Raw genomic sequence first — 19,592 nt, 5'->3', positions numbered from 1 at the left:
GCCGCTCACCCCGACAACGACCAGGTCAGCACACCACCCGAGCTCGACTCCCGCCCCGCTGTCCCGAGTCAGGCCTGACAGGAGGCGCGTACCCACGCCAAGATGATCAGAGCCGCCGTGCGTGGTGCGCCGGACAATTGGATTCTCCGATAGGGGCAGGCTCATACGCAGAATTGCGTACGCCCCGGAGCGAATTCGTCCGTCTGGCCGCTTGTCACTGCGGTCAAGATCATTGGATGGTCGACGCCGTGGGCTGTGAGTGGGCCGCGGAAATGCGCCACGGCAATCATCGGCCGGCGTAGGAGCGGCTCGGGCCACGCCGGACGGGATCAGTTCGTCCGAGCGCCGGCTGATGGAGCGGTGCGTCCTCGCGTCACGAAAGGCCGGGAGTGACCACGGTGTCAGCGTGCCGCGTGTGGACGATTCTTCTGGTTGTCCTTGCGCTGTGCGCGACACAGGCCGTCGCCGGAGAAGCTGCGCACGCATCTCCGCCGGCCGCGGTCCCGCCCCCTCCGGCGTCAGGGGGGCCGGCCGCGCCACCCGAAGGTGCCATTACCAGGAGCGGCGCCCTGGCGACGATGAACGCGGGAAACAGCTCCGGCGCCTTCACGACCTCGGTACCGATCATCATTCCGCCATTCCACGGCCACCAGCCGGGCATCGAGCTGCAGTACAACTCGGCGCAGGGCAACGACTGGCGCGGCGTCGGCTGGAGGGTCTCGGGACCGTCGACGATTCTTCGGCTCTCGAAGGACCACGGCGTCCCGAATCTCGCCGACAATGACGTCTTCCAGCTCGACGGCCGGGACCTCCGCCCCTGCAACCGCCCTGCGGAACGTCCGGACCACTTCGAAGCCGGATGCACGATCCCACCACCGGAACCCACGCCGGTAGGCTCCGCTCCACCGGTTGGCTGTTCGGCCGCGTCCAGCGGTGTTCACCAATACTTCACGACCGGCGAGGAGTCCGGGCAGCTCATCTGCCGCACCACGTCGCCGGGCGATCTCGCCGTCGACCTCTGTGGGCATCACCGACTCCGACGGGCTGCGCGCCGACCTCGTCCCCGTACTGCGCAGCCCTCGTGGCGCGGTGCGGTACTCCACGGCTCGGACACGTGATCTTGCCGGCCATGAAGTCACATACGAGTGGAGCGCACCACGGCAGGGGGGCGTCCCGACCCTCGAGGAGATCGCCTACAACGGCACCCGGGTCCGGTTTCTCTCCGACACCCGACCGGACGATGTCGACATCTTGGTCCCAGGTACGGACGCGGTGCTGAAGGACCGGCTCGCCGCGATCGGGGTGTACTCGAGAGACCAGCTCATCCGGGCGTACACGTTGCAGTACCAGGAGAGCCCGGCCAACGGGCGTTCCGTCCTGACCCAGGTGCAGGCGGACGGCGCCGACGCGCACCTGAATCTGCTGGGTCAGGTCACGGGTACGGCACTTCCTGCTCAGACCTTCCGGACGGCGTCGGAAAGCTCCGCGCCGTTGAGGTCGGACACAAACGGTGCGGTGACCGGTGGCCTTACCCGGCCCCCGACTCCAGCGAAAGGACCGACGGGTTCACGTAGCGCTGTCGGCCTGCAGGACTACTCGGGTGAGTTCCGGACAGGCACGCTGATCAACGGCGGCGGCACCGGCACGGCCCTGCTTCGGGCCGTCGGAGACTGCGCCGTAGGAGTGGTCATCGCTGTCCGAGCGGGCGGACCGACGACCTTCCGCGCTTCCCTCGACTCGCGCGTTCACCCCTACGGACCTCTGTGCCTGCGCAAGAACCGCTGGTGGCTCGCCGACCTCGACGGGGACGGGGCGGACGACCTCACCTTCGTCGCCACCTCCCCGGCGCAGGGGACGGCGAGGAAGTCCCAACATGTCGTCGTCTATCGCAACCGGGGGGACGGGTCCTTCGAGTCCGCCGGGCGCGCGGTGGGCACCGCCCTGACCTATCGAGCGGGCGAGACCGACTGCGCGGTCGGGGACATCCAGGGCACGCGACGCATCTCCGTGGTGTGCGCGCTCCCGCTGCTCGAGGACCCCCTGGCTCAGGATCAGGAGTTCGAACTCGCCAGCTACAGCCTCGGTCCGTCCGCCCTAGACGACACCACACAGACCACGCGCAGTGCCCGGATCAGGTTTCCCGGAGCGACCTTCCCCGGTCCGTTGATGCTGGGTGACGTCGACGGCGTCGGGCTGGCCGACGCCGTGATGGTCGGGTTGAGCGGGTCTTTCGGCGGGAACGTCATCGGTAACGACATCGCGACCATGACCAGCGCCGGGCGGGGCGCCTTCGACCCACCCCTCCACACGGACTGGCTGCGGGAAGAGAACTGGGGCAACTGGTTCCTGAATCCACAGTTGATGCTGGGAGACGTCAACGGCGACGGACTCGCCGACGTCATCAGCTCCGTCAAGGTCGTCGTCACCAGCGGCGACTCCTACGGCTGTTGACACATCACAGGGCGACGAACCGACCTGAAGCTGGTATGCAACCCAGAGAGTCGCGTAAGCTCACCTCGAAGCTGAAACAGCACTACGTGTATCCAATGTGCGGCAGTTCTCGGAGGCGAGATTGCGAAGGCCTGGAATATTTCTTAGCTACGCACATACAGACAAAGTACTAGCCGAGGCAGTTCGCATAGAGATTGAGAAGGCAGGCTTCACAGTTTGGCAGGACTCCGAGCAGCTTCTAGCAGGAGATTCTTTCGAGTCCGATATTCGCGCAATACTGAACTCATCTGACGCATATGTCGTCTTGATTACACCTGCGTCGCTTGCCAGCGCTTGGGTATTGATGGAGATCGGGGGCGCCTGGATCGGCGGCCTCAAGATCTACCCGCTCATTAATGGGGTCAGTCCGACTGACCTCCCAGGCCCGCTTCGCCAACTTAGCTGCTGCACGGTTCCAGAACTGAAGAGCAAGCTTCTACCCGCATTGGAGAAGCTTGAGGCTTCATTCACGATATCCGAGCCGACAGTGCGCTCACAATCGGAGCTTAGAGCACTAGCGTCAAGCGTCTGCGTCGAGATTACGATCACTTCATCAGTGAACGCCTTGTCAGACGTAATTGCCGATGCCCTATCCGGCGAAAGAAGCACACGGCGGCTGGCACATACAGCCATTCAAGGTTCTTCTTGGCAGTTTCGTCTAGACTTTCTCGCAGTAATGAAGCGTCTCACCGGCGACGCCGACGACAGGATCCGTGGTGAAGCGTACTACTGCCTTGGGTACATTCACATATCCCCAACAGAACGCGCCTGCAGTGAGGAGTTCTTGGCGCAAGGCCTAGAAGACGAGAGCATATTTGTCAGAGCATGCTGCGCTAATGCTCTGAGTCAGTTCACTCCCTTACTAGAAAGCACACTTGCTAAACTCCAAGAAACACTCAGCCTATACGCGTACCGGACACAGACGAGTGAACAGGTCACCCAACTTGTGTACTACTCCTCCAACACCATCCGTCAGAATTTGATCGGGTCAGACCGGTAACCTCCATGCATCCCGATGACTATGCAAAAGACTCTTCCTTAATTAGGGAGCGACTGTCGAATCCCGAAGTACTGTCACCTAGTTGCGTTCTTATTCATGCGACCGACAAATGTAATCATAAATGCAAATGGTGCTGGTTTGAAAGAGGACCGACTGAGATTGACGTCGAGGGATTGCGGCTAACACTGGGATCAATGCCGCGGCTCAGCCCGGAAGAGTTTCTCGTATCGGGTGGCGGTGAGCCGATGCTCCATCGCAACTTCAGTGGCTTGTGCGGACTGTTGTCCAGCAAGCAATGGGCTCGACGGTCGCTCTACACGAACGGTTCACTAATTGGACACTACTTCGAAGAGATTCGGGTCGCATTCGATCGAGTTCGCATCAGTATCGATGCAGGCACGGCGGACACGTACGCCAAGATCCACGGAGTGCACTCTAGAACATTCGGTCGAATTCTTAAGTCAGTCGAACGCCTGGCTCATCTAGGACGGGAAGTCGACCTCTCGATGGTTGCAACTCACGAAAGCATCGATGAGATTCCGGACCTTATCCGAGTCGCAAAGGGTCACGGAGCTCGGGCTGTCCTTATCAAACCGGTCTTGGAGGACAACTTTCCTTCGCAAACGCCAGCTCTGCCCACTCTCCACGACTTGCCGTCGAAGACGAACAGCGTCAACTTCCTTTCAAGGGTCCCGGCACATCCCGCTGAATATCGATCCATGCCCGCGCTACCGGTAACCGTCGCGGCCTTTACTATCGGGGCAATGCCTGACGGTTCCCTCACGCCCTGCTGTCACCGCGTCTCGCAAGAGTGGCAGATCGGAAAGGTAGGCGAATCACTCGACCGCGCCTTCCGAGCCAGCCACGAACGGGTGCTACGGCGTTACGTTACCGAGGTACACTCATGTAGAGTGTTTGAGGCTTGGAGATGGTACACGCGTGAGGATGCCCGCACATGAGCAACGAAATCGTTCGACAGCTCGCCAAAGCTGGCCATCCCCCCTTGGTATCGGTCGCTTCGAGAATCGCGTCCGGACTAGTCGATCTAGCTCGGGGCCAGGTCGTCGGCGTCACGGGGCCCAGTTCAGTTGGCAAATCGACATTCTCTCAAGCCATCCGCGAAGAGGTGCTGCGCAGAGGCTTAACAGTCGAGGTTGTCGGTGCGGACCATTTTCTTCGCCCAGAGCTCCGCGGAGAAACACATTATCGCGAAGGTCAAGACACACCACTCACACCTGAAGACTTCGATTTTGATGCGCTTAGTCGCCTCATTGCGGCACTCCGCGCTGGGTGCTCGGTAGACTTCGATACCTACGATCGAGGGCTTGGCTGGCGAGGTATCGACCGCCACCTCGAACCGGTAGAAATACTGCTTGTTGAAGGCCTCTTTCTAGACTCCGTGCAAGCAGCTAGGGCGATAGACTTCGATCTTGTTATCTTACTGGAGGCGCCTTGGGACACAATCGCTTCATCTCGGCGACACAGAGACGAGCAGTTCAGGCAGACTGGATCGGGATCATTCAGATCGAGGCAAGAGACAGAAGAGGAGATCCGCAGGACTCAAGAATCCTACCTGAAATATGAACGTTCCAAGCTGCCGAGAAGGCGGCTAGCGATGCGCTTTGACTCCGATTTACACCTTGCCGATGTGCGATAGCTCCGTTATCATCTTCGCGGTCTCCGACCGTCCAGAGTGATGCAATACGGCGAGGAGCGCCACGAGCATCTGTGGCGTGAGGCGCTGGAGAAGCTCAGTAGGTTCGGCGGCGTGGCCCTCGGCGGCAACACGGACCTCATTGCCCTTCGCACTATGCCTAGCTGCATGGCTGTCTATGCAGCGAGCCTGGGTGCGGTCTTCCGTCGGCGGTGGGACAACTTCCGGGTCGTGACCATAGACGCGGTCGCCGAGGACTACCGGGAACGCCGAAACATGGTCGACGATGCCCACCCCTAGCGACCCTTCAACAAGGAACCGACGAACGCAGCCTTGGCCTGCCGGAACTTCGGCAGGATCGACCGTGGACAGGAGCTCTTTACCAACACGGCACGACGCAACGCGCCTGCATCTGAGTACCTAGCCCTGTGCTTGGAGCAGTCTTTCCGGGAGATCTTTTCAGCAGACCAGGAAGACCTCCAGCGAGCGTTTGACCGCACCGAGGTATACCTCCGCATGATCGCAACCGACGCCGCCATTCACGCGCCGGAGACGGTGCACCAAGCGGGCGCCTTCTCCGGGTTATTTGTCTACCGTAGCGGCCGGCCGTGGGAAGACACCAGCAAGCGGCTCGAACGCCAGATTATGAGTGAGATGGTTAGAGCCGAGGAGGAGTGGCCTCTCGTTAAGGCTGGACTCTTTGGTAGATCATACCAGCGTGCTGAGAACTCTGTGGACAAGTATGTGGGGCAGCTCGACGCAGCCCGTAGCGATCGCTGGTAGACCCGTGACCCGGTTTAGTCGTTCTTTTGCTTCTCTCTGCCTTGCCGGACGCCCTGTTGGTAGCTACTGAGCCTTCTTTTGATCGCGTCCGCGTCTCGCTCAACCTTGTCCGCCCCGTGAGTGGCCGGATAGCTGCCCGGGCGTCTGCGGGCCTTCGGCACACGGACAGGAAGATCGGCCCCTGGCCTCTGCGTTGACTCAGGCTCGAGCGGCGCGGGTGCAAAGGCAGGTAGCTGGACCCAGGTGCCCCAGCCCGCTTCGCGGCCAGTGCGGCATTCTCGAATATCAGGTCAGAGGCTTTCGGTACAGCGGGGGCTTTACTACTCGCCTTCCTGATAGCGGTGACGATCGACTCAGAGTCCTTGGGGAAAGAGACGTGATCCAGCGTCATGCCGTTGCGACGGCTCAGCGAGCGGATGTTCTGTGGGAGGGTGCTAGCGCGAGGCATGCGTGCACCATCGAGCAGGACAGGGATAACTCGTAAGCCGGACGCCAGCGCCTGGTTCACCTCGATGCGCACGAGGTCGTCTTCATCGTCTATACGGCGGGTGTCGTCGACTCTAGTGCCATCCCATCGCGTACCGATCATGGCAAGACACACGGTGCTCGATGCGAGGGCGCTCTGGACAACGTCGACGAAGTCCAGCCCCGGTTCGATGCTCTCTACGTCCATGAAGACGGAGTCCGCACCAAACGTGGCACGCAGGCGATCGCCCAGCCGAGCAGCCGCGTGCTGAGTGTCCTCACGCCGGTAGCTTAGGAAGATCCGGACGGGCCCGTCCGAGCCAGCTGGGCGTTCCTGGCTCATTTAGCGATGTCCTGCAATGCCGCGCTTCTCACCCTGCTAGATGACCGTGACGCGCTAGCCACATCGTGTGCTCCCGTGAGATGGCTTCTTCGGATTCAGCCACGAACTGCGGCCAATCATGGTCTGACACCTGGTCGATGGTATCACGGATGATGATTAGCTCGCGCGCAGTCACAGCGTAAGCAGTCGCCTGGTTCCGGTGTTGGTTGAGCTGGTTCCATGCAATAGCGGACGAGGCGAACGCAGCGAATACTCCGAGCAGGTCGACCTCAATAGAGAAGAACTTGAAGCCAGCGGCCAGGATGCCCAAGGCGCTGAAGACCATTGCCGTACCAAGCCAAGACTTAGCCGACTTTTTATGTTCACCGCTCCTGCGCTCGTACCAGCTGAGCTGGTTCTCAATGCGGTCCCGCTTGTAGACGGCGCGCTGGGTGGCTAGGTCGGCAGCACGGAGCTGCTTCATTGCAGCGGTGAGCTCTTCGTCTTCCCTGGTCGGCGGGTCGAGCTTTGAGTCGGGGAGCTGCGCGACGACCTTGCGCAGACGCCGCAGGAGGTGGACGGCGACCGCCGGCTCGTCACCGTTGGCGGCAAAGGGGTTCGAGCCCATCGCGAACTTCCAGGCGAGCGTCCGTGCTGACTCCGCCGCGGCGCGTCCCTCGTACCAGTCTTCCTCAGGCTTCGAGAGCGCCCGGGTGACCGTCGCGGACATGGCGACGATGAACGCCAGGGCCGAGACGACGGCCAGGATGTCGTACTCGCCCACACGCAGGGTCGTTACACCGGCAGCGCTAGCCACAATAAGCGCAATGAGCTCAGTGCGCACCAGGTTCTTCGTGCGCCGCTGGCCTGCGCCAGAGACCTTGTCTGCTGCCAGGTAGATGGCCGAGAGCTGGCCATCGGCCAGGGTGACAGCCGGTCCTGTTGTGGTCATCCCGCCCTCCTTGTTGGAGTGTTCGACCTTAGTTGGCGTTAGCGTAAGGTTCCCCCGCCGGCTCGGAGTGCTGGTTAGTTGATCGGGCCGAGGGCGGCCCAGGTGCCCGGTGATGCGGGTCGATCCTCCAGGACGCCGGCTGGGACACGCCAGGAAGTAGGGGCCGCATGGCCGGGTTCTGGTGCTGCCGCTGCGTACGCGGCGCGCTCGCCATCCGCGATCTCACGCCAGCCGTCGGGATCGCCGCTGACCGCATCACCCGCCACTGGCACCGCGCCAAGCCCTTACCGACTAGGTCGGTGTGGAACGGTCGAGTAGTCGACAGCCCGCGTCTACTGCCAGTAGCAGCGAGTCCTGAAGGAGCTGTTCGTCTACGCAGGTTGCTTCTTATGCATCGACGATGGCCGATCTTTCTCAGTGCAACGAGCGCGATTTCTCTAGCCTGCCGGGCCCACCAACGCCTCGCCTAGCAAACAAAATCCCGACTGGTTTCAGCGGTAACTGGATACGAGCAAGGCCTACGACAAAACGATCGCACACGTCGCGGTAGACAGCTTCGTGACCACCCGGTCTATACTCGCTTATCGCGCCGCCCTGGTTCTCCCACACGGAGATCGGCACGAAACGCTCGCGTTCTGAGGAAGCGTCTGGCCGCGTCGCCGGGCGGCGTCTCGCAGGGCGAGACTGCTGTAGAATACAGGCCATGGACAGCAGGTGCGCCTCCTCAGGTCAGATTCGTGAGGCGCTCGAAAGTATCGGGGTGGCGCTCAGCGACATCACTGAGATTGTCGATAAGATCTCCAGAAATACGTCTGGACTACTCCTCTATGGAAGTCGCGCTCGAGGAGACTACCTCCCGACATCAGACTTCGACATACTCAGACTGTCTTTCTTAGGAATGCCGACCTTCTCGGTTGGCAACGTGTCAATCAGTTCTTACACACCCGTGCAGCTGGAAAGTGCGTCCCGCACACTCTATGGCACACACATTCAGCGCGATGGCAGAGTAATCCTTGATCCGACTGGCCGCCTCCGTGAAATTGTTGAATCCCTTAACCCCGCGGATCCGGATACTCTAATAGAAACCGTTCACGCATACAGCGTCGTATTGAATCAACCCATCGAAGAGCGGCAAGCGCACCTACCTGGCCTAACAAGACTTGCGCGCTACCTGCTACGCACCGCCGTGTACGCCCGTTCCATGAAAGCTGGAAAGCCTTGCTTCTCGGTAAGAGAACTGGCATCCCGATTTAGAGATCCGGCGCTCGCAACAATCCTTGCATCAAACCCTGAGATTACCGGCCCCCCGTCCATGGAGCTACTCGAGGAACTAGTGCTACGTTTGACGAAAGAAGCCGGTGCACTCCCCAGGAATCAGCATTCCTCTCTACAGCACCTCGCGGTCGCGATGTGGGATTCAGACCGCCTTATATCTGCGCTAGCATTGCGGGCCGAAGACGAGAATACTGACGGATTCGATTATTCGGATCTACCGAAGGTACTGCTTTGAGTACCGAGATTGCAGTAGTTGGCGATGTCCACGGGAACCTCGCCGCACTGCGGGCAATACTGAGGGCTTCAGAAGACAGCCAGCCTAAACAATTCGTCTTTGTCGGAGACTACATCAACCGAGGCCCGGACTCAAATGGCGTACTTGAGGAACTCATCGAGTTGAGACGTAGACGGCCAAACACGACACTCCTCCGCGGGAACCACGACGAGGAGCTCAGTCAAGTTCTAAGCGGTACCCCTATAGGAAAATTCCTCGCAATGGGGGGCACCACAACTCTGACATCCTACGTGGGCCGACCTGGTCACGGCGACCTTGCAGCACAGCTCCGCTCAGCGGTACCGATTACGCATCGAGATTTACTCTGCAGTCTTGCACCAATGTATCGCTACGGCAAGCTTGTTGTATCGCACGGCGATAAACCAATAGAACTACGTCGTGACGATTTCCACGTTTTTGGCCACACTGTTCGACAGAATCGCTACCCTCAGATATCGAGGGGTCATGCTGCGATCGACACTGGATGCTCGACCATCCCGGGTGGCCGACTGAGTTGCCTCCTGTGGCCCTCGCTCCGCGTTATACAAGTCAGTGATCTTGGCAATCTAGTCACTGGTTAGTCGGCTACTGGTCCAGTCCTACCTGCGCCCTGAGGGAACTATTGGTGAGCCCACTGGCCAGGAACTTCGCACGTGCCAGTGCCTCGCTGGCCACTCCTTCGTTGCCATTCTTCATCTGCGCCTGCGACAGATGTAGCCTTGCCCAAGCCTCGCCGGTCGGATTCCGCATCGTCGCATAGTCGTCTGCCGCCTTCTCCAGCATTCCGGTTGCCAGATCATAGCGGTCTGTCTTAAGGTAGATCCTACCAAGCAAGTGCCGTGAAGCAGTTAGGCCTTCATGATTTGATGCCCGATCATTCTCATCGAATGACCGCTGCGCGTTCCGTTCGGCCGCTGCCAGGTCTCCAAGTTCGATCAACACTCTTGAGACCTGCGTAAGGCTCAATGCCACCAGATCGGGCATCCCGAGCGACTCGTTTATCGACAACCCAGTGGAGAAAGACGCCTGGGCACCGTTCAAGTCCCCCTCAGCTTCGAGAATCTCGCCCATCGCAGCGTGCGCTGAAGCCAGTGCTGCCTTGTCGCTTCCACCGCTTAAGTGAGCGATCGCACTCTCGCACGACTCTTTTGCAGAATCAAGCTGACCTGTCCGCCTATAGAGCCGGGCGAGGTTTGTCAACGTATTAGCGGCCTGGACTGAGTCCCCCGCTCGCTCTCGGACTGCTAGGGCCTCTTCCAGGTGCTTCGCAGCCTCCTTATCGTCGCCATGGCGTCCGACCGTGATGCTGAGATTGTCGAGTGCGTAGGCGAGCGTCCCCAACAATTCAGGGCCAGCTGACCGTGCTGTCTCAACAGCTTCCCGAAGGGATGCCCGTGAGCTATTTAGGTCGCCCGTCTTTCGCTGAATTATGCCTATGTTGCATAATGTTCGCGCCCGAACTTGTGGCGAGACTTCCTCCGGCGTCGCACCCGACAGCTTATCCAGAACTTGCTGATTTACCTCTAGCGACTTTGATAGCCTACCGGTTCGCCGGAGGAACCGTGCATATCGCTCGAGATTCTGAGTATCCCCGTCTGCCGTCGCTCTCACGAATGCAGCATCTGCCTGCACTGTCAAGCCTTGCGATGCATACTTCTCGGCGATCTCTATCGAATCCTCTGCGATACACTCCTCTTTGACGTCCTGAAGTGTGGCCTCGCTCTCGACCTCGGTAGGCCTGATCGACTGCATGCCCCTCGAAAGCCGAGGGACCCCCGCACCTCTTTGATCCAGGGCCCAGCGTTCCAACCTGATCGTTACCTCTTTACGAAGGCCGTCAACATCATCGAATGACTTATAGAACAGCTTGCGTTCGTCGTCGAGTTTCTGGCGGAACTCAAGCACCTTCTTTAGCTGGTCGCCGGGGTCTCGGAGCTGCTCATCCGAGACCCCCTTAAAGAGAACCAGCGTATCCGCCATCGGATGATCTGGCTTCGAGAGGCAATCTTGAGCAATATGGAACTCCTCCTCCGTTCCCGACGTATATATCCCGTCGCCCGCAGGATTCGATCCCCACCGACTACCCAGCATGAGAATCATGTAGTCGCACTGTTCGATTTCCTCGTTGATTGCTGCCTGAGGCCGCCTCATACCTCCGGGGACACCCTCCCAACCGTAAGAAGAGAAGACGCATCCAAAATCGAGCATCCGAGACTCATTGAACAGGGATATCTGCTCGCGAACAATAGCCCGTTCCTGGTCCAGGCCTCCAGGCGATGCGATGAAGACTCGGTAGGCATAAATTTCACTTGGCACGCGCACAGCCTAGCGAAGGATCTCAAGACTTCAAAGTATCGCCTAGGAAGGCTGCCACTCCAGGCCCTACAGACGACATCCACCCAGCCCCCATCGACCATCTAGTAGCTACTGCACACTCAGGGATAGCGACCTCGAGACAAGCCATCCGCATGGTGTGTTCCCGTGAGATTGAGTTCTCAGAGTCGCTAACCAACTCCACCTAGACGTCCTCGAGAACAAGGTATATCTGGTTTCCGATAGTACTGAGCTCCGAGCAGCAGCTGCGTATTCTGTTCTTTGATTTCGATGCTGACTGAGTTAAATCTAGGCAATAGCGAATGGGGCGACAGCGACGGACACGCTTGGGAGGTCTACCCGACCAGCTCGTCGAGATCCTGCAGCTATTACTGCAACAGCATTCCGATCTCTCGTCAGCGGCTGACAGCCGTTGCGATCCCCGAATTGGCAAAGAGGTACCTCGGCTCCACGTAGCACCCGCCGGACTGTCGTAAGCCGGGTTATCGGCTACACGCCCACCGATTGCACGGGCCACTCCACTCCGAGCCAGCGCCGAGCTACGCATGACGAGAATTGCCGTCCACACGTTCGTGACAGGCATGATGGGCATCGGCGCAGCTCAGTGGCTCGCAATGAGCCAGCACTGGCATCGCCGGGACGAGTTGGAGGCCACGAAGGAGGCCACGGTGCCGCCCTAGCCGATCAAGCATCGATCGCCACCTACGGGCATCGCTGTTCCGTCGAGCACTCAGCCTCCTGACGTATGGACTTCGCGAGCCTCAGCTTCATCCTGGCAGCGATCGAGGTAGCGCTGCCAGAGGGCGTCCCACTCCACGTGGCCGTCTTCCCACTCCGCCCAGGTAGCCGAGAGAGTTACCGCCAATACGCCAGCGCTGAGGCCACAATCCTCCGCAAGCCAGGTGACGACGTCTTTCCAATCCGTCGGCCGAGGTGCGTACTGACGGCCCGGGTGTTGAAACCGTGAATTCTTGTCGACGGGCAAGGCGGCCTCGACGGCGAACCATCGGCTGGTCCATATCCCTTCGACCGACTCAAGTAGACCTTCCATCCCAGAGGCCTCAGAGGCCGCCATAAAGAAGGGCTCGCCCATCCGAGCACGAAAAGGAGTCTCACCGAACTCAAATCTGGCAGCACGCGCCGAGGCAAAGGCTTCGACAACAGGACGATACGGACGCCACGACGGGTCCGAGTTAATCCTCGCTATTGTCCCGCTTGGTGGCTCCAAGGTGATTGGTCCCGGAATGATGGCATATCCTGGCGACTCTGGTTCGTCTGGATGCACGGGCCAGCCCATGAAGTAGGCAGCAGTCATTCGAGGGCCACCCGCCGCTGGAATCACGGCAAGATGCTCAGCGCGGCCGCCCGAAAGGTCCGGGACATCACCAAGGATCAGTACACGACGACCTGAGTCTGTGACATAACGTGCAATCCGACTTATGTCTCGCCCGAGCGCGGAGTCGTCTCCCTTAGCCTCAACAGTCCAGCCGTCGGACGGGAGCACAAAATCAGGAAGGTAGGTCGAGCCATCCGATAGGATGAAGCCCTCTGGCTCGTAACGCCAGGTAATTCCTAGTTGATCGAAGACAACAGCCCAGCGGGCTTCAAGGCGAGATCTAAAGCGGTGGCCAGCATAGGCCGTCTGAATGGCTCGCATCATCACCGTCTGAAGTCGTCGAGTATGGTACACCTATAATTGTCCGAGGTTGGCGATTCCTGGAAGTCGATATCGATAGCCAGCCTCCACGACTGGGACCGCGTGACGCCGCCGAGAGCCCTCAGGAGAGGGCTTCCCAGGAATCGAGTCTCCATCCCAAAGACCCGCCTTTGCTAGGCGGTAGGAGCAGTTGAAGCAAGTGACCTGCGAGAACCAGTCTGCTCGACTAGCAGGGCCGAGGGCAACCCCATGGATCGACGCTCCACTCAAGCGGCAGATCGTCGTGTCGCCATCGAGAGACACATGAACTCGCTCCGGCGAACTCCCCGTCCGACGAGAGGCGCGGTCGGCACTCGACTGCGAGCGTTTCACCGGCTGACGAACCGGCTTACCCTTCTGCAAGTCGCGCTCTCTTTGATTTTCCCCTCGCCGCCATTCCGGGATAGAGTTCTGACCAGTTGGCGCGTAGACCCACCGCCCTCTCACGAAGACGTAGCTATGCCGTCGACTCGGCAATTTCAACTCTGGCGGTGGCGGCGAGTTGCGGTCACTCAAGGTCGGCCTAGCTGGTGATTCTCCTCGCTCAAAGCGCGCCTCTCGGGCAACAAGGTATGCGCGTTGGACTTCCACCGGCGCCGATTCGGGACGGAAGCGCTGATTCAGGTTTGCCACCGTCTGACTGCTCGCCATGATCTCAACCTGCTCAGAAGCATGCCTGGATCCTGTAAAATAGGCATCAAAGAGGCCCGCCGCACCCGAGCCCAAGTGTATTGGATATACGTCGGGATCGACGTGAGGAACACTGCCTAGGATGACCACATTCTGACCCCCCGCAGCGAATTCGTTTATCCGTCGAGCGTCTCGCTCCAAGAGTTTACTACTGCCCTTGACCTCTACGTAAAGGTCACAGCTCGGCAGGTGGAAGTCCGGCAGATACGCAGAGCTGCTCTCGAGAATATAGCCCTGCCCCTCGTATTCCCACGGAACACCGAGCCAGTCGAATGCCAATGCCCACCGAGCCTCTAAGCGCGATCGAAAGCGGCAGCCTGCATACCGCGTCTCGATCGCCCGAAGTTCACCCATACGTGAATCCTACTGCCAGCTGCCGGCCAGCGGTATTCCCTGACGATCGCAGGTCTGCCGAGAACTGGCGACCATCTATTGCCTGCTCAACGTCCCTACCCTGACGACGAGTCTGGAACGGCACCCGCGCGCAGACTCCATCGAGAGGACCTGATCGGCGGGGACCTCCGAACGCCGGACGTGCAGGGCTCAGCACCCCCGCCCAGCGTCGACAGACCCCCAACAACTCCTACATACGGCGTGCCAGATGCGGTCAAACGCAACTTCGCTGGCATCCTCGGGTCGGTGCCGACCGAGCAGGAGTACGACCGCCTCGCGGCGGCCGGCATCCTCGAGGTCCTCGACCAGGAGCATGCGGTCACTGTCGCCGAGCTCGACGCACGACTGTCTGAACGCTACTTCGAGCGGTCCTCGGGCAACATCGACCCGCACCACGTCACCAGGGCTCTGGGCACCCTCCTGGCCTCAGGGGTGCTCATCCGCGACGCCACCCCGAGCCGCGGCACACACAACGTCGACACCATCCAGCCAGCCGACAAGGGCAGACGCGCAACCAAGATCGCCCAAGCGGCGCGTCGTAAACGTCTCCTCGCCGCTCGGTACAACGGCTGGGCTCAGGGCACCCGCCGACACCCCAACGGGCTGATCGGCCCGGCAGGAGAACGTGCTGTCCGCGCCGCCATCCTCGACTCGCAGGCCCTGGTACCCGCGACGACCGGCGCCGGCGAGGTCTCCAACCTGCTCGGCGTCGAACTCCCCGGCGCCGCGGACAGCGGGGGCTTCCTCGTCCCGCTCGTCAGCGGCATCCCGGGCCCCACCGTGACCGTGCTCATTGAGGTCAAGAACATCCGCTCCTGGATATACCCCAGTGCAGCCGAGCTCTACCAGCTCCTGCACAAGGCAACGGTCCTCCAGCAAGCCCGCCCGGACAGCCCAATCGTGCCCGTGCTCGTGTGCCGTCGAGCACACCACACCACCTTCAAGATGGCCCGCCAGCTCGGGTTCTTCGTCATCCCCATGAGCAGGCAGTTCGCTGGTGAAGTCGACGAAGAGGACGTCGCCGAGATCCGGACCGAGCTTCACTTCCAGGATCTTGTGCGCGGAGCCGATGCAAGCCAGCGAGTCGCAGATCGCCTTCGGAAGACCCTGCCCGAGAACGCCACCAGCTTCGCCGCCACCTGGCGGACGACCGCGCTCGACGTCGATCTCACCACGACGTTGGGTGCCCTGCGCCGGAACGAACTCAAGCCCTGGGAACGTCAACGACTCGTCGGAGACCTGCGTGACACCGCTATGGAGCTTGGTCTCGACGGCGGCTGGTAGTCAGTCCTGCGCGTAGTGCTCAGCTACCCCGCCACTTGCCGGGCCCCTATCCCTGCCGATCACCGGATTCGTCCTGGCCACCTCGAACGGGAGCCCGCAGAGCCCACAGAGGATCGGCCCTGCGACGAATGCGGCCTTCGCAACGCGCATCTGGCGATCGCAGGGGCTCTCCACGATCGAGCGGGGATTGGGCGCCTGGACCCGCCCCGTGGTGCCTCAACCGACCGGGCCAGGCGCAACGCCTGTTCGAGCTCAATGATGGTGCCGCGTACGACCGCCGCATCTCGTTGTGGAGCGTCGTAGGCGACCAGCCGATCTTCGGGTCCTTCGTGACGGCGATCCCGAGCTCCTCGGCAAGCGCCTTGAACTTGGCGTTGTGCCACCGTCCCTGACGGCTGGTGTCCTTGATCCCCCGCACATGGGCCAGGGCGTGGGCGGCCTCGTGCAGGAGGGTCGCGAGTACGTCAGCCGGTCCGCGGGCGAGCCCCTCGCCGCCGACGAACACCTCGGGCAGCCGGTCCGGCTTTAATCCGTCCGCCGCCGTCTCGTCGGGATCTGCACCCCAGCGCATGGCGGCGAAGTGGCCGAGCTTGAGCTCTGGCCCGGTGCCGGATCCTGCGCCGACGACGATCACAACGGCAGGGATCTCAGGGTGACGGGCCCGGATGGCGGACCAGGCGCGCTCCAGCGCGCGGATCATCGTCGAACTCTCCGTTGACGTCGCGCTGTCAACGAGGTCGACGAGCTGGATCGAGGCGTCGGTCTGAACCGCCCCGGCGTGTCCGGAGACTTTGATGTGCCCCGGCTTATGTGGAGTCAGCTTCCTGGGTTCACGCGGTGGCTGGGGTGTGGAGCTTCTCGTACTCGATGGGCGTGAGCATGCCTAGGGCGCTGTGTCGGCGGCGGCGGTTGTGGAAGATCTCGAGGTACTCGAATAAGGCGTTGGCGAGCTCGATGCGGGTGCGCCAGCGGCGGCGGTTGAGTAGCTCGGTCTGCACGCGGCCCCAGAAGGACTCGATGACGGCGTTGTCATAGCAGTCGCCGATTGAGCCCATCGACGGCACGAGCCCGGACTCCTTCGCGCGACGGGTGAAGGCCCAGGACGTGAATTGCACGCCGTGGTCGGAGTGGATCACTGTGCCTGCGGGGAGCGGGGAGCGGTTGCCGATGGCCATGCTCAGCGCGTTCGTGGCCAGGGCGGCGGTCTGAGAAGAGTCGATGGACCAGCCCACTACTCGGCGGGAATGCACGTCGAGCACGACCGCGCAGTAGACCTTCCCCTCGCGGGTGGGGTGTTCGGTGATGTCGGTGACCCACAGCTGGTTCGGCGCCGGCCGGGTGAAGTTGCGATCCACGAGGTCGCTCGAAAACGCGGTCTCGTGGACGTGTCGGCGGCGTTTGCGCCCAGGAAGCCCGGCCAGTCCAGCGCGGCGCATGAGCAGCTCGACTGCGCCGTGGCCGACCAGGATGCCGTGGCCGAGGCGGAGTTCGGCGTGGACGCGGCGGGCGCCGTAGGTGCCGAAGGAGGCGGTGTGGATGGCCTGGATCTGTTCGGTGAGCCAGGCGTGGCGCAGCGCTCGCGGGGAGGCCGGACGGGAGCGCCATTCGTAGAAGCCGGACTCGGCGACGCCGAGGACCCGGCAGGCGTGCTGGACGGGCAGCCCTTCTGAGGCCATCACCGCGATCGCCTCAAACCGCCTTTTGGGGACACCACCTCACCGAGCAGCTCAGCGGCGCGGCGGTGGATAGCTACCTCGGCCTCGAGCTGGGCGATGCGCCGCCGGGCGGCGGTGAGCTCGGCTTGCTCAGTGCTGGTGGCCCCGGGTAGCTGTCCGCTGTCGATGAGCTCTTGGCGGCGCCACACGTAGATCGTCTGCTCGCTGTTGTCGAGATCAGAGGCAACCTGCGCGACACGACGGCCGGATGCAACGAGGTCAAGGACCTTGCGGCGGAACTCGGGTGGGTACCTCTTCGGCACGGTGCTGATGATCCTTCTCGCTCGGAGAAGCGTGATCATCCAGCAAGCCGACTCCGCGGTTTCCGGGGCACATCAAGCTCTCCGGACACGCCGGGGCGGTTCACTGGGCTGACCGCTACCGGCTCCACGGTAAGGCCGGCATGACCGACCGCTCCAGCCGCCCGCACCACAGCCCACGCCGGACCCCGACCCGGATCGAGCGACGCATCATCAAGGTCCGCGTCATCAGACGCTGGGGCCCGGCCCGGATCGCGAGCCTGCTGCGGCCGGCCGCCTCGACCGTGCACGCAGTGCTGCGCCGCTACCGGATGGCGCACCTGACCGAGCTCGACCGCGCCACCGGCGCCATCATCCGCAAGACGGTGCGCCGCTACGAACACCCCGCCCCGGGCGACCTGGTCCACGTCGACATCAAGAAACTCGGCAACATCCCCGACGGCGGCGGGCACCGCGTCCTGGGCCGCGCCGCCGGACGCCGTGACCGCCGACGCGGCGTCGGCTACGCCTACCTGCACAACGCCGTCGACGACCACTCCCGACTGGCCTACACCGAGATCCACGCCGACGAGCAGGCCATCACCGCGGTCGGGTTCTGGGCCCGAGCCCAGGCCTACTTCGACTCCTGCGGCATCGCGGCGCGTCGGGTGCTGACCGATAACGGCTCCTGCTACCGCTCTCACGTCTGGCGCGACGCCCTGACCAGCGCCGATGTCGTCCACAAACGCACCCGGCCCTACCGCCCGCAAACTAACGGGAAGGTCGAACGGTTCAACCGCACCCTGCTCGAGGAGTGGGCATACGCCCGGCCCTACCAGCGTGAGAGCGACCGCCGAGCTGATCTACCCGGGTGGCTGCACTTCTACAATCACCACCGCAGACACACCGGCATCGGCGGCCACCCACCCGCCAGCCGCGTTCCCAACCTCTCAGGGCAGTACACCTAGCCATCCATGAAGGCCCGCATGGCCCGAGGGGCGTCCTGCGCCGCTGCCGGGCAGGGTGATCGCGGTGGACTTCCGAACACGTTCCGAATACTCTGGAACTGTGGCTACGGCAGCAGACCTTCCTACCGCGACGCGGCGTTCCTCAGACCTGAGCAAGCACTCGGCCGAGGTCTTCGCCGAGGCCGAGGACCACCCCGTCATCGTGACGCGCCGCGACGGCGAGTCGCTGGTACTCATGTCCCAACGCGAGGCCGACGGTCGCGCACACCTGCTGCAGTTCGCCGCACAGCTCATCACGGTCGCCCTGGACGACAACGGCTCACTCGCCGAGCGGATGGCCAAGGTCTACCCGTGGATGCTCGCGCTCTCACCCGCGGATCGGGACACCTGCGCACTGAACCTCGTCGACGCCGCACGCGCCTCCTTCGCCACCGACCAGCCACACCTGGCGATCGCCGAGCTCACCTCCTGGAAGGAGACCGCCACCGCCATCGCCGCGGGCCTCGGGCGCGCCGAGATCCAATGGCTCGACGACGAAGCCGCCGAAACCGTGGAGCGTCCCTGATCGTGTCGGCCGCCAAGAGGGGTGAGCTGGTCCCTCGCCCACCGAAGAAGATCGAGTACGAGATCCGCTACGCCACCAAAGACGCGCAGAAGGGATGGCGAGACCTCGTCGCAACCATCCGCAATCCCATGGCCGAGACATGGGATCTCCTCACCCGCACACCTCTGACCACGACACCGACGACCTACCGACTCAAGGGTGATCTCGCCACGATCCAGCGCGACGGCGAGACCCACGAACGCTGGCAGCACAAGCCGACGGCAAGCGGGACTGCACGCATCTGGTACTACGTCCACGAGCGCACGGTCTTCCTGGAGCAGGTGCACACAAGCCACCCGAACCAGACCAAGTAGCGGATCCTCGCACCCACGACAACCTATGGACGGCTTGCGGAAAGTGATCCCCTGGGAGCCATCGTGGGAGCGAAACGCTGAGACTGAGGGGCCACCGACGCTCTCCCTGTTCCCAGGAATGGCGACGAACGCGCTGGTAG

Annotated in this window: 16 protein-coding genes and 2 pseudogenes; 13 read left to right on the top strand and 5 right to left on the bottom strand. The window is 62.0% G+C overall.

The genetic code is table 11. From position 1 onward, the window contains the following. The first annotated feature begins 578 nt into the window (after window positions 1–578). The 7 genes from ABD324_RS37185 (at window position 579) to ABD324_RS10130 (ending at window position 5,927) form a co-directional block, all read left to right on the top strand. On the top strand, window positions 579–1,118 hold the full coding sequence (locus ABD324_RS37185; protein ID WP_425565788.1) for a SpvB/TcaC N-terminal domain-containing protein: 540 nt from the start codon (window positions 579–581) through the stop codon (window positions 1,116–1,118). Next, window positions 1,021–2,451, top strand: a complete 1,431-nt coding sequence (locus ABD324_RS10145; protein WP_344414879.1) for an FG-GAP-like repeat-containing protein — start codon at window positions 1,021–1,023, stop codon at window positions 2,449–2,451. Before ABD324_RS37185 ends, ABD324_RS10145 begins: the two co-directional genes overlap by 98 nt. A 97-nt stretch (window positions 2,452–2,548) precedes the next feature. Further along, window positions 2,549–3,490 (top strand): toll/interleukin-1 receptor domain-containing protein, encoded by a 942-nt coding sequence (locus ABD324_RS37180; protein ID WP_425565786.1) that lies wholly within the window; start codon window positions 2,549–2,551, stop codon window positions 3,488–3,490. Window positions 3,491–3,495: 5 nt separating this feature from the next. Next, window positions 3,496–4,449 carry a radical SAM protein gene (locus tag ABD324_RS37175; RefSeq protein ID WP_425565785.1) on the top strand — a complete coding sequence of 318 codons (954 nt, stop codon included), beginning with the start codon at window positions 3,496–3,498 and terminating at the stop codon, window positions 4,447–4,449. Then, a complete protein-coding gene (locus ABD324_RS10140) occupies window positions 4,446–5,147 on the top strand; it encodes a uridine kinase family protein (protein ID WP_344414877.1) in 702 nt (233 codons plus the stop codon). The genes ABD324_RS37175 and ABD324_RS10140 overlap by 4 nt, the downstream gene beginning before the upstream one ends. 39 nt (window positions 5,148–5,186) lie before the next feature. Beyond that, the gene (locus ABD324_RS10135) at window positions 5,187–5,444 is read left to right on the top strand and encodes a hypothetical protein (protein WP_344414875.1); all 258 of its coding nucleotides are present in this window, start codon (window positions 5,187–5,189) and stop codon (window positions 5,442–5,444) included. Between the two features lie 33 nt (window positions 5,445–5,477). Then, the gene (locus ABD324_RS10130; RefSeq protein WP_344414873.1) at window positions 5,478–5,927 is read left to right on the top strand and encodes a hypothetical protein; all 450 of its coding nucleotides are present in this window, start codon (window positions 5,478–5,480) and stop codon (window positions 5,925–5,927) included. Here the strand turns inward: ABD324_RS10130 and ABD324_RS37170 are convergent. Together ABD324_RS37170 and ABD324_RS10125 are read right to left on the bottom strand one after the other, a co-directional pair. Further along, window positions 5,830–6,735, bottom strand: a complete 906-nt coding sequence (locus tag ABD324_RS37170) for a toll/interleukin-1 receptor domain-containing protein (RefSeq protein ID WP_425565784.1) — start codon at window positions 6,733–6,735, stop codon at window positions 5,830–5,832. The genes ABD324_RS10130 and ABD324_RS37170 overlap by 98 nt on opposite strands. A gap of 28 nt (window positions 6,736–6,763) precedes the next feature. Then, window positions 6,764–7,666 carry a DUF4231 domain-containing protein gene (locus tag ABD324_RS10125; RefSeq protein ID WP_344414871.1) on the bottom strand — a complete coding sequence of 301 codons (903 nt, stop codon included), beginning with the start codon at window positions 7,664–7,666 and terminating at the stop codon, window positions 6,764–6,766. A 703-nt stretch (window positions 7,667–8,369) separates the two neighbouring features. Between ABD324_RS10125 and ABD324_RS10120 the strand changes: the two genes are divergently transcribed. Continuing rightward, a complete protein-coding gene (locus ABD324_RS10120; protein ID WP_344414869.1) occupies window positions 8,370–9,176 on the top strand; it encodes a nucleotidyltransferase domain-containing protein in 807 nt (268 codons plus the stop codon). After that, window positions 9,173–9,796, top strand: coding sequence for a metallophosphoesterase (locus ABD324_RS37165; protein WP_425565783.1), 624 nt, complete (start codon window positions 9,173–9,175; stop codon window positions 9,794–9,796). Before ABD324_RS10120 ends, ABD324_RS37165 begins: the two co-directional genes overlap by 4 nt. A 4-nt stretch (window positions 9,797–9,800) precedes the next feature. On the opposite strand, the gene ABD324_RS10115 is transcribed toward ABD324_RS37165, so the two are convergent. Beyond that, entirely contained in the window at window positions 9,801–11,531 is a 1,731-nt protein-coding gene (locus tag ABD324_RS10115; RefSeq protein ID WP_344414867.1) for a tetratricopeptide repeat protein, read from the bottom strand. A 3,043-nt stretch (window positions 11,532–14,574) separates the two neighbouring features. Here ABD324_RS10115 and ABD324_RS10110 point away from each other — a divergent pair. After that, window positions 14,575–15,612, top strand: a complete 1,038-nt coding sequence (locus tag ABD324_RS10110; protein WP_344414865.1) for a hypothetical protein — start codon at window positions 14,575–14,577, stop codon at window positions 15,610–15,612. Between the two features lie 46 nt (window positions 15,613–15,658). Here the strand turns inward: ABD324_RS10110 and ABD324_RS10105 are convergent, their stop codons facing one another. After that, window positions 15,659–16,312, bottom strand: coding sequence for a hypothetical protein (locus tag ABD324_RS10105; protein ID WP_344414863.1), 654 nt, complete (start codon window positions 16,310–16,312; stop codon window positions 15,659–15,661). Between the two features lie 130 nt (window positions 16,313–16,442). Continuing rightward, window positions 16,443–17,590, bottom strand: a pseudogene (locus tag ABD324_RS10100) (IS3 family transposase). A gap of 95 nt (window positions 17,591–17,685) precedes the next feature. On the opposite strand from ABD324_RS10100, the pseudogene ABD324_RS10095 reads away from it, so the two are divergent. The 3 genes and pseudogenes from ABD324_RS10095 to ABD324_RS10085 form a co-directional block, all read left to right on the top strand. Then, window positions 17,686–18,534 (top strand): annotated as a pseudogene (locus ABD324_RS10095) (IS481 family transposase); the annotation flags it as partial. Window positions 18,535–18,598: 64 nt separating this feature from the next. Beyond that, complete coding sequence (locus tag ABD324_RS10090) at window positions 18,599–19,099, top strand: prevent-host-death protein (RefSeq protein WP_344414861.1); 501 nt, start codon at window positions 18,599–18,601, stop codon at window positions 19,097–19,099. Between the two features lie 2 nt (window positions 19,100–19,101). Beyond that, complete coding sequence (locus tag ABD324_RS10085) at window positions 19,102–19,452, top strand: hypothetical protein (RefSeq protein WP_344414859.1); 351 nt, start codon at window positions 19,102–19,104, stop codon at window positions 19,450–19,452. The last annotated feature ends 140 nt before the right edge of the window (window positions 19,453–19,592 follow it).

Source organism: Pseudonocardia ailaonensis, assembly GCF_039531635.1.
Classification (GTDB): Bacteria; Actinomycetota; Actinomycetes; order Mycobacteriales; family Pseudonocardiaceae; genus Pseudonocardia; species Pseudonocardia ailaonensis.
The sequence above is the reverse complement of the archived record's forward strand: the minus strand, read 5'-3'. Positions and strand labels throughout refer to the sequence as shown.

Excerpts from the sequence above, each read along its gene's own strand:
- ABD324_RS37185 (WP_425565788.1), top strand. The coding sequence starts at position 579 with ATGAACGCGGGAAACAGCTCCGGCGCCTTCACGACCTCGGTACCGATC.
- ABD324_RS37175 (WP_425565785.1), top strand. The coding sequence starts at position 3,496 with ATGCATCCCGATGACTATGCAAAAGACTCTTCCTTAATTAGGGAGCGA.
- ABD324_RS10140 (WP_344414877.1), top strand. The coding sequence starts at position 4,446 with ATGAGCAACGAAATCGTTCGACAGCTCGCCAAAGCTGGCCATCCCCCC.
- ABD324_RS10135 (WP_344414875.1), top strand. The coding sequence starts at position 5,187 with ATGCAATACGGCGAGGAGCGCCACGAGCATCTGTGGCGTGAGGCGCTG.
- ABD324_RS37170 (WP_425565784.1), bottom strand. The coding sequence starts at position 6,735 with ATGAGCCAGGAACGCCCAGCTGGCTCGGACGGGCCCGTCCGGATCTTC.
- ABD324_RS10125 (WP_344414871.1), bottom strand. The coding sequence starts at position 7,666 with ATGACCACAACAGGACCGGCTGTCACCCTGGCCGATGGCCAGCTCTCG.
- ABD324_RS10120 (WP_344414869.1), top strand. The coding sequence starts at position 8,370 with ATGGACAGCAGGTGCGCCTCCTCAGGTCAGATTCGTGAGGCGCTCGAA.
- ABD324_RS10105 (WP_344414863.1), bottom strand. The coding sequence starts at position 16,312 with ATGATCCGCGCGCTGGAGCGCGCCTGGTCCGCCATCCGGGCCCGTCAC.